This window comes from Synechococcus sp. BDU 130192 (assembly GCF_963876085.1).
Lineage (GTDB): Bacteria > Cyanobacteriota > Cyanobacteriia > Cyanobacteriales > MRBY01 > MRBY01.
Window position 1 is genome coordinate 278,111 of sequence record NZ_CAWNNO010000011.1, and the last position, 14,185, is coordinate 292,295.

Here is a 14,185-nt window from a genome sequence, read left to right on the forward strand (position 1 = left end):
CTCAAGCTTATTTTATGTATGGTAACGAAACGCAGACTAACTTCATAGGTTCCGGGCTTGATTTGGCCGTGCTTTCCGGAAAAAGTCCCCTATTTTAGACATTTTTTACTTTTTCTTAAGTTTTTTCTTGATTTATTGGGCATTCTTTCATTTTGTGCTTTCCAAAAGATTGCTCCAGTATGGTTTCTGGAGCGGTTGTTTTCGCCATCAGCAATTTCTTGCAAGGGACTCTCTCCCAAGCAGTTACAGAGAAATAATTAGATATTGATTTTGGAATTTTGCCCCTTTTACAGGAGCACCTTTGAGGGGAGGCGGCAGCAGAATATTACGCCGTTGATCCCCTGCTTCGATGGTGATTTCGGGGCCATATTGGGTGAGCTTAACCTGTTTTTTGTCAAAGGTGGGGAGGAATACTTTCACCTGACGGGCAGCGGTATCGATGATCAGGGGCCGAGGAGCCTGGGCCGCTTGGCTAAAGTCAGGCAGATGGGAAATGAGGTCGTCCCAATGATCAGCCTCTACTGTGGGTAGGGCGGTATTCATCAGGGGTTCAAATTCAGGGCCGATGTCTGCATCGCTACGATTGACGATGACACCACCAACGGTCACATTCACCTGCTGGGCACTGCCCCAGAGATATTTCGCTTTGGCGATCGCCCCAGCACTGGCATCGGTGACGAGGTATGCGGCGAAACGGTTGGGATCCGCCATCGCTTTTTTGCCTTCATCGAGGACTTGGTTTGCCTCTTGGGTGGGTTCAGCGGCAAAGTTATCAAACGTCCAGGAAACATTTAAAATGGCGCTGGTCACGGGTTGAATAAAAGGTGAAACGGCACGACCCAGGTCAGAGGCTTGGAACACTTCCCGGAAGCGGCGGATGTACCAGCTTAAAATTTCGGGAGTGCCTAACAGTCGTAGGGTATTGAGGTCGCCATCGCCGTCAAAAATAATCACATCGTACTGGCCGCTTTTGTCGTAGTCCCAAATTTCCTTGAGGATTACGGCGCTGTCCATCCCCGGCAAAATTCCTAATTCCTGACCATAGACATTCTTTAGGGTGGGCGATCGCAGATATTTTGCTTCTAATGCTTTGACCTGCTCCCAGCCGGATTCGAGGGCAGCAGTGGCCATGATCTGCACGGCATCGAGGTTATTTTCAAGGTTAACGGGACTAAAACTCGGTGACATCCCCAGGGCGATCCCCCAGGCGGGGCTTGGATCTTGGCCGATGAGTAAAACCCGCTTACCTGCTTGGGCATATTTTTTCGCGGCGGCGATCGCCACAGTGGAACGACCGACCCCACCTTTACCAAGGAATGTCAAAATAAAAGCCATAGTTCTCCATTGCACAAAACGATGATCTAACAAAAATTGTAGCGATTCTGCTGGATTATCTTGCGAGGCTATTTTGAATTAGTGCTAGGACTCCGCCTAAGCCATTAATTGGGTCAGTTTAATAGTTAGAGCAGCGGCGATCGCCTGATAGTCTTGCCCTAGCTGCTGTAAGAGAGTTGCCACGAGAGGCCAATCTTCGGCATGGGCTGCCCCCTCTAGGGCCTGGCATTGGCGAGCAAATTGCTCCATTTGAAATAGCCGACTACTGGATTTGAGGGTGTGGGCATTGCGCACAAGCTCCGCCTGATTGTGTTGTTCGTAACCCGTCTGCATCGCCGCAATCAGTAGGGGCGTATCTCCTAAAAAAGTTTCAACGAGGTCTTGCAATGTTGCTAAGTCATAGCTGACCATCTCAGCTAATTGTTCTAAATTGACTTCGTCGGCAGCGGATGAAGAGGCCATAGACTTTAATCAGAAGAAGACTGGGTAGTGGAGAGGGACTGATGGTAATGGTAGGCGACCTTTAGGGCATGGAGGAGCTTTTTTACTTGAATCGGTTTACTCAGGTAATCATCCATCCCCGCATCTAGACAAACTTGGCGATCGCCTTGCATCGCATTGGCGGTCATGGCAATAATCCAGGGACGCTTCCCCTGGGACTGGGGCGACCGGGCATCACGCTGGCGAATTTGTCTGGTGGCTTCGAGGCCATCCATCGCAGGCATTTGTACATCCATCAAAATGACATCATAGTTATCGCTTTGTAAACGACTCAGGACTTCGAGGCCATTGGTCGCCACCTCTACACCATAGCCGAAGCGGGCCAAAATATTGAGGGCAACTTTTTGGTTCACAATATTATCTTCCGCCAACAGAATCTTGAGGGGGTAGGCTTGCCCCAAGGTTGCATCAAAGGGAGAGGCAGGCTCCATGGCCGTTGTGGGTAGGGCTTCGGCGATCGCCAGGGATAGGCAATGGTAAAGGGCCTCCTGCTTGATGGGCTGACGTAATTGGAGCTGCTGGGAGATGGCTGGATAATGAGTCGATTCGGCAGTACTGAGGGGCGGGGCGATCGCCACAATTGCCAGGTCAGGATTTTGACTAGATTGCTTAATTTGTCGGAAAAAATCTGCGGAAACAAGATCCGTTTTCATCTCCATCATCAACAGATCAATGGGACGTTGATGCAAGATATCCAAAGCACCGGAGGCCATGGTTGTATGGGAAACCGCTGCTCCAGTTGCTGTCAATAAATGGGAGATACTTCGAGCAAATAAAGGACTTGGATGCAGGATCAGGAAGTTTTTCTCCTGGAGTTGGGGCGGGAGTTCATGGAGGGTGATTTCTTTTGCGAAAATCGGGGCAATGGTAAAGGGAATTTGCGCATAAAATACCGTTTGCCGCGCTACGGATTGGAAGATTTTTGGCGGATCGGGGGACATTTCCTGGGGAAATTGACCAGCCATGATCCCGCCACTTTCGACCCAAAGTTGCCCCCCCATCAACTCCACCAGTCGCTTGCTAATTACGAGACCCAACCCCGTCCCACCATAGCGGCGCGAAGTGGAAGCATCCCCCTGGCTAAAGGGTTGGAACAACCGGGTCATCTGCTGTGCTGGAATGCCGATCCCCGTATCTAGGATCGCAAATCGCAGACAGACTTGATCCCTGTCACCCGTCGCTGCGGGGACTTTTTGTACCCAGAGGGAAACGTCACCGCGATTGGTAAATTTGACGGCATTGCCCAAGAGATTGAGCATAATCTGTTGAAAGCGCGTCACGTCTCCCATTAAGTAGTGGGGCACATCGGGATCAAGGATATAGCTTAGGTAAATGGGCTTGGCGATCGCCCGGGTCGACATCAAATCTAAACAGTTTTCCAAACAGGTTTGCAGGTTAAAGGGCTGCAACTCTAACTCAAATTTTCCCGATTCAATTTTCGAAAAATCCAGAATATCGTTAATGATCGCGAGGAGATTGCTACCACTATTGCGAATAATGTCGATAAATTCCTGTTGTTGGGCTGTGAGGTCTGTATCCCTGAGAAGTTCCGCCATCCCAATCACAGCATTCATCGGCGTTCGGATCTCGTGGCTCATGGTCGCCAGAAACTCGCTTTTGGCACGGTTAGCTTGTTCTGCGTCTTCCTTGGCAAGCTTCAGTTGGATTTCGGCTTCCACTTTGTCTGTAATGTCGGTGATTGTGCCGACGATGCGGTAAGGGTTGTCCTGTTCATCTTTGAGGCACTTCGCTTTACTCAAAATCCATCGGTATTGGCCATCACAATGGCGTAGACGATGGACGTTTTGATAACTTGCGGTCAGTCCCTGGAGATGGTTTGTCATGGCGGCCTGGGCTTGAGCTAGATCATCGGGATGAACAAGATCGGCCCACATTTGGCGACCTGTGATCTGAGGCCGTAGGTTGGACTCTTTGTAGCCCAAAAGACGAAACCAAGACCGGGAGCGATAAACCTGATCTGAACGGAGATCCCAATCCCAGATACCGTCATTGGTGGCGGCGATCGCCAACTCGTAGCGTTCTTCACTCTGCCGTAATTGCTGTTCAATCAGTTCTCGCTGTCGTACTTCTTCTGAGAGGGCTTTCGTTCTTGTTTCTACCTGTTCTTCGAGGTTGAGGGTTGTCGCCTGAATCGCCTGGAATTGTTGTCGTAGGGTATTGAGCATCACTTCAAAGTTTTGGCTCAGACGATTAAATTCACTGATATAGCTCTTGAGAGGAAGAATCGGTTCCTGCTGCTGCAGATCCTCTTGAATATCGGCGGTCATCGCACTCAGTTGATTCAGCGGTGCTGTCAGCCAACGACTCATTTTTTCCGCCGTCACCACTGCCAACAACAGCAAAATCAGGACGATCGCCAGACTCCGAATGTAGTAACGTTCTAAGGCATCCATGTCCTCCGCCAGTCCGAGGGTCAGCCATAACTGAGCCGGAAATCGCGTTCCTTCTAGGGGTTGAACAATAACTCCAAAGGCTTCTTGCCAGCGGGCGATCGCCGATTTACCAATGACAGTCTCCGGTAAGGAAATAAACGTTTCACTAAGTAAGGGTTGGTTGTCCCGTTCGTCGTACCAAACCCAGGGCTCCCCCGCAGCGATCTGTTTGGCAGAATCTGCAATCACTAAATCGTTTGCTTGGGTTGTGGCGATCGCCCGGAGCGGATATTGTCGTACCGCTTGTAGTTTTCGTTGCAAAAAATCCGCTAAAAAATCAACATCAACATCAAGATAAAATGAACCCAAATCACCCGGAATTTGCAAGAGGTAATCGATATGTAAATGTTCTTGGTCTTTGTGAATTGTCGCAACAATGCCGTTTTGTAAAAACTGGCTACTTTGGCGATAAGTTTGGATCGACTGGTTTATTTCTCCATTCACTTCCTGGAACACAAAATCAGAACGATCATTAAGGGCAAGCACTGAATTATTCGCCGCATCAAACACTTCGATATAAGCTAATTCCGGATAAACTCTTTGGAGACCTCTGAGAACATTATCAAGTCTCTCTACTGGCAAACCATCCTTGGCAATACTATTAATGGCATATCGGCTTGCTTCTAGATAAGAGGCTTCCCAAAGTTTTAATTCTGTTGTTAGGGATTGACTAGACGTAACCAAAACATCATGAATTTCCTGTTTGATCGCTTCAAATCTTTCTTGAGCATTTAAAATCATCAACGTCAAAATAGGAAACACTACAAAGGCCAGGAGGACGTCAAAGGCAATCTTTTGGAGTGAATTGTCACGTCGGTAGCGTTGGGGAATTATCCGCTGCAAAAAAGGGAGATAATTAACAATCAAGCTCGCAACTTCGGCATTAAAAATTCCATTCACAAATTGCTTCAGGGCAACTGTAGTTACGGCTTGGACATCCATTTTTAAAACTAAAAAATAAATGCTAAAAATTAGAATGCTACCAATCGTCAACCAATAAATTGCGTCATAGAAAGGAATATTGATATTGCGGCGTTTTTTTTGCCAAAAAAAGCTCACAAAAAGCACTTCACTGACAAAAATCACCACGGCATAGGGATGGTGCCAGATAAAAAATGTATGCAGACTGGCGATCGCCCCAGCGATGATCGCCCAAAAAGGCCCATAGAAAAATAAAATTATCCAAACTGCAATAGAACCAAATAAAAAGTCAATGCCAAAAAATAAGCTTAATTTAAAGTAATTACCCAGGTAGCTAGTGATGATCAAAGCTAGCAATAACCAAGGGTACTCCACCTGTAAATTAAGGAGCTTGGATACAACTTTATTGAGTGTTGTTTGGAACTGAAACAGCATCACACTCAGAAAATTTTGTTAAAAACTCTATACTCATTAATCGTAATAACACTTGTCATCTAATATCAATCAAACGATATGATTCTTGACTAAGACAACGAAGGCATCCGGATTCTTTTTTACTTTTTGACTAATTTGTCCGGCGATCGTCCTATCTACCTTAAAGGCCGTTTCTCATAAACTAGGCGACCAAAGGGGGCTTGTCAGATATTAATTAATTAACCTTTTGAAGATTGCCCGCTTTTACCCAAGCTTCTGTACCGTTCGCTAGGCGAATTTGCTGCCACACTTGATCGTCACTCATGCCGAGCACCGTTACCTCGGCGTTATAATCAACACCCCCCAAGCGAGCGGAGTCTTGGGAAGGCTCTGCCCGTAAACTTAAGCCACTCGACCAAGTGACCGTCGCTTTATAGCTATCCGTCGATGTTTCAGCCACCTCTGTTTCTGGGGCTTCCTCTTCCTCTGCTTCGGCCTCGGTTGCCTCTGGATCATTATTGGCAGTGGTTTCAGGCTCGGTTTCCTGGGATTGAGGCGATGTCGGGGTGGTTTCTGGGGGATCAGCAACGGTCTCAGAAAACACCGGTTTAGGCGGGGCAGCGGCCATGCGGTTAAAGAAATAATAAGCGGCCCCAACACTGCCTACTGCCAACAGAAATACCCCAAGGATAAAACCAAGAATAAATTGAAAAAGATTAGAAATATTCATAAAATCTGCTCTCTGACCGGGACACCAACAACATCAAAGGAACGGCCCATAGAAAGCATTATAGTTGACCGTTCCCTGGGTCTTAGGGGTTCAAAAAATTTTGTTGTCGTGAGGCGAGGCGGGCCTTTCCAGAGGTCGCCCAATGTTGCAAAAACTCGATTTGCTCTTTCGCAGTGCGCGCCAGGGGAATGATTTGGCTCGCGGCTTCTAAAATGTCGTCGGTGGTGAAGTCTCGATTTTGGCTAAAGCCCAGGTGCATGGCCTCGATCAAGGTTTGTTCAATTTCAGCCCCAGAAAAATCAGGCGTTTCGTAGGCCAAACGCTTTACATCGTAGTTTTTGAGGTTATGGGGCCGCAGGCGGGAAAGATGGACATTGAAAATTGCTTCCCGTTCGGCCTGACTGGGTAAACCCACAAAAAAGATTTCATCAAAACGGCCCTTCCGCAGCATTTCGGGGGGCAAAGTATGGATTTTGTTAGCCGTAGCGACCACAAAAACAGGGCTTTGTTTTTCTGCTAACCAGGTGATGAAAGTGCCAAAGACACGGCTGGTTGTCCCCCCATCGCCTCCCCCATCAGCCCCAGCAAAAGCCTTATCAATTTCATCAATCCAAAGAATGCAAGGGGCAAGGGCTTCTGCGAGCTGGATCATTTGCCGGGTACGGGATTCGGATTCACCCACTAAGCCCGCAAAGAGACGTCCTACATCAAGGCGCAGCAGGGGTAAATGCCAATGGTGGGCGATCGCCTTAGCGGTGAGGGATTTACCTGTGCCTTGAATGCCGACGAGCAACAGTCCCCGTGGGTGGGGCAGACCATATTCCCGTGCTTTTTCACTGAAAGCTCCCCCCCGACGCAGGAGCCATTCTTTTAATCGATCTAGGCCGCCAATGTCAGAAATTTGCTCCGTGGCCGGATAGAAGTCCAAAATTTGGGTTTGGCGAATAGACTGGCGCTTTTCAGCGAGGATAAGTTCTACGTCTTCTGCTTGGATTTGGCCATGGTTCGCCAGACTGAGGGTCAGCACACGGCGAATCCGTTCGAGAGAAAGTCCCTGGGCGGCCCGGACTAATTCATTCAGGAGTTGGGCTTCGGGAGTTTGGCCGACGCCCTGGAGGAGGCGTTCAATTTCGGTACGGATTTCATTCGCGGTAGGCAGGGGAAATTTCACGATGGTGAGTACCTCCGCCAGATCTGCCGGAATTTTTACCTCTGGGGCCACAATCACAATATTTTTCGGTTCTGCTTTGAGACGACGGGCAAGGTTGCGCAATTTCCGGGCGATCGCAATGTCTTCGAGAAATCGCTGAAAATCTCGCAGGATAAAAATGCCACCGATATTGGGGGGGAGTTTTTCGATAAATTCGAGGGCTTGGAGTGGATTCCGTTTACCAAAGCCGGTGTTATTGGGGTTGTCCTGGTAGCCATCGACAAAATCCCAGGTGTAGACCGTCCGCTGTCCTAGGGTCGCGGCACATTGGGCGATCGCCCCTTCAACCCGCTCTTCTTCGAGGGTGGGGATATACAGCAGCGGATAGCAGGCACGGAGAAGGAGGCTAAATTCTTCGCGGAAGGTCATAGGTAAAGCGCTTTCAGCACAGGGCAACTCAATTAATGTTTAAGCTTAGGGGGAAATTTCCCCAAAACCAAGGGTCATCATCCTTGTGCGACTGCCTCTTTTACTAGGAAGAGAGCTGTTGTTTGAGGTCAGCCAGCTTGGCCCAACGGGCATCGATTTGGGGCGTCGCATCGTCTGGGTTCGTTTCTGCCCCAGGACAACGTTGGGGATCGCAGACTTTCCGCAGGGGCATTTCTAAACAAAATTGTTCATAGAGCCAGGTTTCTGGTTCAAAGTAGCCATGGGGATCTAAAGACTCATCCAAATCTTCTAGGCTGACTTCCCGTTCTGCGGGGAGATCTTCGCCAAGGTTACTCTGGAGCCAAATCAGTTCGGTGCGGTCTATGGTGAGGCGGGTATTGTAATGCTGGAGGCAGCGATCGCAGGTGAGGGTCACAATCGTTTCAGCCTGGGCCGTGACTTCGAGGTAAGTTTGACGGTGGGCGATCGCCATTTCGCCCCGCACCGGGGTCAAGGTCTCCAAATCCGCGAGGGTTTCCGCAAAAGCAAATTGCTCCTGTTGCTGGGGGGCCTTTAATAGTCGGGGAATAAAAATCCGATCCATCACCTCAAACCTCCGATGACGCGGCATTTATCAGCCCCATCCTACCGTAAAACTCCCACAAAAAAGACGGGACAAAGCCCGCCTCTTGGGAAATATTCAGGGTGAAGCCCCGTTATTGAGCCAATTGCACAATGAGTTGACGGTGGGGTTCTTGACCTTGGCTTTCGGTTTTTAGGAGCGGAAATTCCTTAAAGAAGCCGTGCATTTGCCGCCGTTCCGCCGAGGATAAATCGCCAATCGCTTCTGCCTCCCCCGTGGCTTGCACCCGGAGGGCAATTTCAGTGGCGATCGCCTTAAGTTCATTGAGGCGGTTCTCGCGGTAGCCCCCTAGATCAACGGTGAGGGGATATTGCTCCTCCTTCGGCAGATCATGGTTCAGGGTGATGTTGGCTAAATATTGCATCGCATCGATTAAGTGACCGCGATCGCCAATTAATTTTTCCCGCTGGGCCTCAGATAGTGCTTGGTGCTCAATGGTCAACCAGAGAGAATCTTCCCCATCAAGGCCTTGTTTCACCGCCGCAGTGACCGGAGCCGGAAGCGCCATCAACTCAAGCAGTGTCGCCAGCCAGGTTTCACCCCGTTGGATTTTGGTCTCGTTCATCTGCTCTTAACCTGAAGTTTTCTCTTTTTTCTTGCTACCTTTGCGCTCAAAGGGAAGCTTGTCGCGCCCTTTCTCCGACTTCTCCTGTTCATCCACCAGTTTCTGGAGATTTTCTGGTAAAGGTTCCTTCGTAAGGATGAACGTCTGTACCGTTTGGAACGCGTTGGCGATCGTCATATACATCAACACCCCAGCCGGTAACGGGAAAAACAAAAACATCCCTGAGAAAATCAACGGCGTAATTTTGTTCACCGTCTGTTGGGCCTGCTGCTGTTGATCGCCGCCGCTGTTGTTATTGCTGCTAGGAGCGCCCCCAGAAATAGTCTGGTTAATGTAAAGGCTCACCCCAAAGAACAGCACCATGCCGAGAATATCCCAGTGGATACCATCGTCACCATTGACCCCAATGCGGCCTAGGGCTTCAATGAAGAGAAATCCTTTATCAGCGGCGATCCCCGGCACAGTTACCTGGATGCTGACATCCCCAGGCGCAAGGGCCACGAGGGAACCATCGGGTTGAATCTCTACCCGTTCTTGACCTTTGGTAACTTCAAAGCTGGGCTTGATGTTACTGTCTGGATATTCGGCAGCCAGGGCCGCAAAGTCCTTCCCGGAGTCACTCTGGAGAACAAATTGGGTAGTTTCTCCAACACCGACTTTATTCCCAGCGGGTAAAGACAAGGTGATTGGGTAATGGATACCGCTATCAAAATAAACATTTTGGGTTTTAACATCGACCGCCTGGGGCTGTACCTGCTCCATTTTCTCGCTGGGGAGAATTTGCAGATTAGCGGTGTAGTTGATGTTGGCAAATGGCGATCCCCGCAGGGTGGCGAAGAGGGCAAAGAGGATGGGCATCTGCAACAGAATCGGTAAACAACCGGCGAGGGGATTCCCAAATTCTTTGTAGACCTCTGACATCGCAGCTTGTTGCTTTGCCGGGTCATTTTTGTAGCGCTCTTGGATTTCCTTGACCCGTTTTTGCATTAGGGGTTGGGTAATCTTTGTGCGTCTCATGCTGCGGATCGATTTGGCGCTTAGGGGATAAACGGCAAATCGAATCACAAGGGTCAGGGCGATGATTGCAAAGCCGTAGCTCGGCACAATGCCATAGAAAAAATCTAGGATTGGCAACATCACGTTGTTTGATAAAAATCCGATCCCAAAATCCATGCGTCTGAAGTTCGTCTAGCTATGAGTTGTTTAAGGGTTAGTTTATCGGGTTTAGTTCTTATTTTTAATGGTTTCTTTTAAAAAAGCGATGGGAGAAATGGGATTAGGGGTCGCGTTTCTCCCGACTAACCACTGGGATTTCACCCAGAAAATAATCGATAAATAATTTTTATTGGCGCTTAGGCGGCGATCGCCTCTAGGGGAACCCCGGTGCGGTCGGCTGCCTTTTCGGCGATGTGACTGTAGATATCACGGAAGTTGGGCATGGAGCGCAACTCTAGGCGGCTACCATCCTGGAGAGTCACAACTAGATCCCCCCAAAGGCCAAATCCCCGGGGAATCTTGACGATTTTTCTAACTTCGCTGTAAATAATATCGGTGCGATCGCGCCCCTGCCAGCCCCCAGTAATCGAGATACGCCGACTGGTAATGCGATAGCGGAGCCACAATGCTCGGACAATCGCCCCGACGGTCAGCGGCAGACAGATCACCGTGAACCCCAGCAAGATATTGAGGATCAGATCCCCAATGTGGGGGCCGCCCTCATAAATCACGTCTTCTTTAATGCCCATGGAATACCTCGGCTTGTATGAGTAATCTTTTTAATTCTTGCAAAAAATGCTCATATTCGCATTCTCTGGCGTTGTACCGCACAGCAATGACGATGTGCCAACCGGGTTGAATCTGGGGCAGTAGCGTGCGACAGGCGTGGCGAATACGGCGTTTGATTAAATTCCGAACCACTGCTTTTTTACTGACTTTGCGGCTGATGCTGATGCCAATTTTGGTTGGAGCCGCTGGCTGGGGTAAGAGAATGATTGCTAGGGCATCTCCCCGGAAGCGTTTCCCTTGACTGTAGATCGTTTTAAAATCGCGCCAGTGTTTTAGACGGTGTTCTTTTGGCAGTCCCACAAAGAAAATGAGAGTGAGGTAGACGGCAAGTCCCCTCACCAAAATAATGGTTTGCGCGCTGGGTTAGACAGTAAGGCGATGACGGCCTTTTTTTCTGCGGGCGCGGATAACATTCTGGCCAGTGTGGCTGCGCATACGAGCCCGAAAACCAGAAGTGCGTTTTTGCTTGCGGACGGTGCCGCCTAGGGTCCGTTTAGTCATGGAAGTCCTCCTTATATTCCTTTGAAAATAGATGCTCTCTCCGGAGGCGATCGCCGCCTTGCCGAAAAAATTAGAAAATGACAGTCTTTAATTATACCGTGTCCGTCAAGTTAACCAAGGGCTCCGGCGAAATTGATCGCATTTACCCCGGTCAGTACCCAGGAAGTAAAGAAACTGGCAATCCCTAAAAATCCACATCCAATAACCAAGAGCCCAAACGGCTGGGGAGAGGCGCCCCTTGGCTACGAGCAAAGGCCGTTATCAAGTACATTCCCCCACGGGAAGGATTGTTGACACTATCGAGGATGATCTCGACGTCGCTTTCGGGGCTGAGGGGTTCAGCAAGGGTAATCACCAGGGAACGACTGCGGGGGCCTTCATCTTCTGGCTCTTCGGCAATCTCTGGTTCCGGAGCAGGACTATTGTTGTTGGTGTTGTTACTTTGGCTGGCCTGTTGGGCAGCGAGGGTTTCTGAATCGAGGAACACCAATTCGCCGTTGACCAGGACTAATTCGCCCCCACGATCCGGTGTGGTTGTACTGGCGGCAATGTTACCGAGGATGGTTTGGCTCTGTTGGGCTGGATCGGTGGGTAAGCTATCGGGATCCCAGGCGGTAGCGGCTTCGTTGAGGGCAACTTCTCGGCCATTGACTCGGACCCGAATTTTTGCGTCATCGACCCGACCGTCAAAGTCTTCCGGGAAGCTCAGTTCAAAGGTTTGGAAGCGGTCAACAATTTTACTTTTTTTGATTTCTAAGTAGTAGCGATCGCGGCGGCGGGCACCGGAATTATATTCAACGGCACACTTGAGAATGTCCCCTTGGGGAATCGTTCCCCCCCAGTTGATCGTAAAAGACCCACAGGGTTGGCGGGCTTCAGCCATTTGGGGCATGAAAGTCAGGCTACTGCTTAACAGGGTGGTGGCGATCGCCAAACGGGAAAGGGGAGAACGGAAGAGTTGCATATTCACAGGCGCCTTCAAAGTCTGTAACCGATTGTGACTAAAGTTTGCGTTTTCAGCAACTCCCCTGACGAAATCCTGACGAAGAAGTGCCAACGCAACAGAGATTTACAAAAACTGATAAGACACATTACAGAGGGTGTCCGCCAAGGAAAAGATAGCACTACACTGCGAAAAGACGCCGTAACAGCCTTATGGGGATGGCCGACGGCCCTGGGTTCTCAAGGTTTTGCCACTGAATTGCTCTACATCTACCGTTCAGTCTGTTGCTATTGTTTCGTTAAGGAGTTTCTATGAAAATTGCTGTTGCTCGGGAAACCGTTGCCGGAGAACGTCGGGTAGCCCTGACACCGGATCAGGTTTCTCGTCTTGTTAAAAAAGGCTGGGAAATCCATGTGGAGGCCGGGGCTGGTGAGGCATCTCTCCTTCCCGATGCTGCCTACGAGGAAGCTGGGGCAAAAGTCGTTGGCGATCGCCAATCCCTCTGGAAAGAGGCTGATCTCCTCGTCAAGGTGGCTGTACCCACAGAAGAAGAGGTTGCCCTCCTGCCGGAAGGGTCAATGGTGGCGAGTTTGCTGAATCCCCTGGGACAACCAGAGATTATTCAAAAATTAGCAGATAAAAAGATCACCGCCTTGGGCATGGAGTTGATCCCCCGCACCAGTCGCGCCCAAAGTATGGATGTGCTGTCTTCCCAGGCTGGGGTGGCTGGCTACAAAGCGGTTTTACTTGCTGCCGCTGCCCTACCCAAGTTTTTCCCGATGTTGACCACAGCCGCTGGCACCATTCGTCCAGCTAAGGTGTTTGTAATTGGGGCTGGGGTAGCGGGTCTCCAGGCGATCGCCACAGCCAGAAGACTCGGCGCGGTAGTCGAGGCCTTTGACATCCGGCCCGCCGTCAAAGAAGAAGTCCAAAGTCTCGGCGCTAAATTTGTCGAAGTGCAACTAGAAGAAGAAACCGCCACGGCTGGGGGCTACGCCAAGGAAGTTTCCGAAGACTCGAAAAAGAAAAGCCAAGCCCTCATTTCAGACCATGTGGCCACCGCCGATGTGGTGATCACCACCGCCCAAGTTCCTGGTCGCCGTGCGCCCCTGCTCGTGACCGATGACATGATTGCCCGGATGCAAACCGGATCGGTTTTGATCGATCTCGCCGGCGAACAAGGGGGTAACTGTGAAGGCTGTGAGGCAGGCCGCGAAGTCCAAGTCCACGGAGCCACGATCATTGCTCCCATTAATCTTCCTTCCACGGTGCCTGTCCATGCGAGCCAAATGTTTGCCAAGAATATGGCGACCTTGCTACAACTGCTCATTCCCGAAGGCGCGATTAATCTCGATTTTGCCGACGACATCCTGGATTCTGTTTGTGTAACCCACCAAGGGGAAATTCGCAATCAACGGGTCAAAGACGCCCTGCAACAAATGGCTGTTACTGCCTAAGAAACAGACATTTTCTCAGTTTTGAACCTAAATCTATTCATCTTATCTAAAGGAGTTTTGACTGTTCATGACAACAGCAACACTGCTCAGTAGCCTATTCGTATTCGTATTGGCTTCCTTTGTGGGCTTTGAAGTAATTAATAAAGTCCCACCCACGCTACACACACCACTCATGTCCGGTGCCAACGCCATCTCTGGCATAGCCTTAATTGGTGCCCTTTTAGTTTCTGGCGAAGAACACTGGAATTTAACGGTCATCCTCGGTCTCATCGCGGTGGTCTGCGCCACGATCAATGTTGTCGGCGGTTTTTTGGTCACAGACCGGATGCTGCAAATGTTTAAGAAGAAGGAGGCCTAA

At 49.8% G+C, this 14,185-nt stretch carries 15 protein-coding genes; 2 read left to right on the plus strand and 13 right to left on the minus strand.

Annotated features, from left to right (window positions below):
- Positions 1-89 precede the first annotated feature (89 nt).
- From AACT35_RS05355 to AACT35_RS05415, 13 genes are all read right to left on the minus strand, one after another.
- Positions 90-224 carry a hypothetical protein gene (locus tag AACT35_RS05355; protein ID WP_255356001.1) on the minus strand — a complete coding sequence of 45 codons (135 nt, stop codon included), beginning with the start codon at positions 222-224 and terminating at the stop codon, positions 90-92.
- Between the two features lie 19 nt (positions 225-243).
- A complete protein-coding gene (locus AACT35_RS05360) occupies positions 244-1,335 on the minus strand; it encodes a Get3/ArsA fold putative tail anchor-mediating ATPase NosAFP (RefSeq protein ID WP_099241114.1) in 1,092 nt (363 codons plus the stop codon).
- A 96-nt stretch (positions 1,336-1,431) separates the two neighbouring features.
- Positions 1,432-1,797: an Hpt domain-containing protein gene (locus AACT35_RS05365; protein WP_012306624.1), complete on the minus strand. Its 366-nt coding sequence runs from the start codon at positions 1,795-1,797 to the stop codon at positions 1,432-1,434.
- A 5-nt stretch (positions 1,798-1,802) separates the two neighbouring features.
- Positions 1,803-5,645 carry a response regulator gene (locus tag AACT35_RS05370; protein ID WP_099241115.1) on the minus strand — a complete coding sequence of 1,281 codons (3,843 nt, stop codon included), beginning with the start codon at positions 5,643-5,645 and terminating at the stop codon, positions 1,803-1,805.
- 214 nt (positions 5,646-5,859) lie between these two features.
- Complete coding sequence (locus tag AACT35_RS05375; protein WP_099241116.1) at positions 5,860-6,354, minus strand: SH3 domain-containing protein; 495 nt, start codon at positions 6,352-6,354, stop codon at positions 5,860-5,862.
- Between the two features lie 82 nt (positions 6,355-6,436).
- Complete coding sequence (locus tag AACT35_RS05380) at positions 6,437-7,933, minus strand: AAA family ATPase (RefSeq protein WP_062433204.1); 1,497 nt, start codon at positions 7,931-7,933, stop codon at positions 6,437-6,439.
- A 103-nt stretch (positions 7,934-8,036) separates the two neighbouring features.
- Positions 8,037-8,537: a YceD family protein gene (locus AACT35_RS05385; protein WP_065716173.1), complete on the minus strand. Its 501-nt coding sequence runs from the start codon at positions 8,535-8,537 to the stop codon at positions 8,037-8,039.
- 112 nt (positions 8,538-8,649) lie between these two features.
- Positions 8,650-9,141, minus strand: coding sequence for a Jag family protein (locus AACT35_RS05390; RefSeq protein WP_099241117.1), 492 nt, complete (start codon positions 9,139-9,141; stop codon positions 8,650-8,652).
- 6 nt (positions 9,142-9,147) lie between these two features.
- Positions 9,148-10,314, minus strand: a complete 1,167-nt coding sequence (yidC, locus tag AACT35_RS05395) for a membrane protein insertase YidC (protein WP_012306618.1) — start codon at positions 10,312-10,314, stop codon at positions 9,148-9,150.
- A gap of 179 nt (positions 10,315-10,493) precedes the next feature.
- Positions 10,494-10,886 (minus strand): PH domain-containing protein, encoded by a 393-nt coding sequence (locus AACT35_RS05400; RefSeq protein ID WP_065710394.1) that lies wholly within the window; start codon positions 10,884-10,886, stop codon positions 10,494-10,496.
- A complete protein-coding gene (rnpA, locus tag AACT35_RS05405; RefSeq protein ID WP_012306616.1) occupies positions 10,876-11,226 on the minus strand; it encodes a ribonuclease P protein component in 351 nt (116 codons plus the stop codon). The genes AACT35_RS05400 and rnpA overlap by 11 nt, the downstream gene beginning before the upstream one ends.
- Before the next feature lie 63 nt (positions 11,227-11,289).
- Entirely contained in the window at positions 11,290-11,427 is a 138-nt protein-coding gene (rpmH, locus tag AACT35_RS05410; protein WP_012306615.1) for a 50S ribosomal protein L34, read from the minus strand.
- A 184-nt stretch (positions 11,428-11,611) separates the two neighbouring features.
- A complete protein-coding gene (locus tag AACT35_RS05415) occupies positions 11,612-12,391 on the minus strand; it encodes a DUF2808 domain-containing protein (RefSeq protein ID WP_099241118.1) in 780 nt (259 codons plus the stop codon).
- Between the two features lie 290 nt (positions 12,392-12,681).
- Here AACT35_RS05415 and AACT35_RS05420 point away from each other — a divergent pair, with 290 nt between their 5' ends.
- Together AACT35_RS05420 and AACT35_RS05425 are read left to right on the plus strand one after the other, a co-directional pair.
- Entirely contained in the window at positions 12,682-13,827 is a 1,146-nt protein-coding gene (locus tag AACT35_RS05420) for a Re/Si-specific NAD(P)(+) transhydrogenase subunit alpha (RefSeq protein ID WP_099241119.1), read from the plus strand.
- A 67-nt stretch (positions 13,828-13,894) separates the two neighbouring features.
- A complete protein-coding gene (locus AACT35_RS05425) occupies positions 13,895-14,185 on the plus strand; it encodes an NAD(P) transhydrogenase subunit alpha (RefSeq protein WP_012306612.1) in 291 nt (96 codons plus the stop codon).

Excerpts from the sequence above, each read along its gene's own strand:
- AACT35_RS05385 (WP_065716173.1), bottom strand. The coding sequence starts at position 8,537 with ATGGATCGGATTTTTATTCCCCGACTATTAAAGGCCCCCCAGCAACAG.
- AACT35_RS05365 (WP_012306624.1), bottom strand. The coding sequence starts at position 1,797 with ATGGCCTCTTCATCCGCTGCCGACGAAGTCAATTTAGAACAATTAGCT.
- AACT35_RS05415 (WP_099241118.1), bottom strand. The coding sequence starts at position 12,391 with ATGCAACTCTTCCGTTCTCCCCTTTCCCGTTTGGCGATCGCCACCACC.
- AACT35_RS05370 (WP_099241115.1), bottom strand. The coding sequence starts at position 5,645 with ATGCTGTTTCAGTTCCAAACAACACTCAATAAAGTTGTATCCAAGCTC.
- AACT35_RS05360 (WP_099241114.1), bottom strand. The coding sequence starts at position 1,335 with ATGGCTTTTATTTTGACATTCCTTGGTAAAGGTGGGGTCGGTCGTTCC.
- rpmH (WP_012306615.1), bottom strand. The coding sequence starts at position 11,427 with ATGACTAAACGGACCCTAGGCGGCACCGTCCGCAAGCAAAAACGCACT.
- AACT35_RS05390 (WP_099241117.1), bottom strand. The coding sequence starts at position 9,141 with ATGAACGAGACCAAAATCCAACGGGGTGAAACCTGGCTGGCGACACTG.
- AACT35_RS05425 (WP_012306612.1), top strand. The coding sequence starts at position 13,895 with ATGACAACAGCAACACTGCTCAGTAGCCTATTCGTATTCGTATTGGCT.
- AACT35_RS05380 (WP_062433204.1), bottom strand. The coding sequence starts at position 7,933 with ATGACCTTCCGCGAAGAATTTAGCCTCCTTCTCCGTGCCTGCTATCCG.
- AACT35_RS05375 (WP_099241116.1), bottom strand. The coding sequence starts at position 6,354 with ATGAATATTTCTAATCTTTTTCAATTTATTCTTGGTTTTATCCTTGGG.
- yidC (WP_012306618.1), bottom strand. The coding sequence starts at position 10,314 with ATGGATTTTGGGATCGGATTTTTATCAAACAACGTGATGTTGCCAATC.
- AACT35_RS05420 (WP_099241119.1), top strand. The coding sequence starts at position 12,682 with ATGAAAATTGCTGTTGCTCGGGAAACCGTTGCCGGAGAACGTCGGGTA.
- AACT35_RS05400 (WP_065710394.1), bottom strand. The coding sequence starts at position 10,886 with ATGGGCATTAAAGAAGACGTGATTTATGAGGGCGGCCCCCACATTGGG.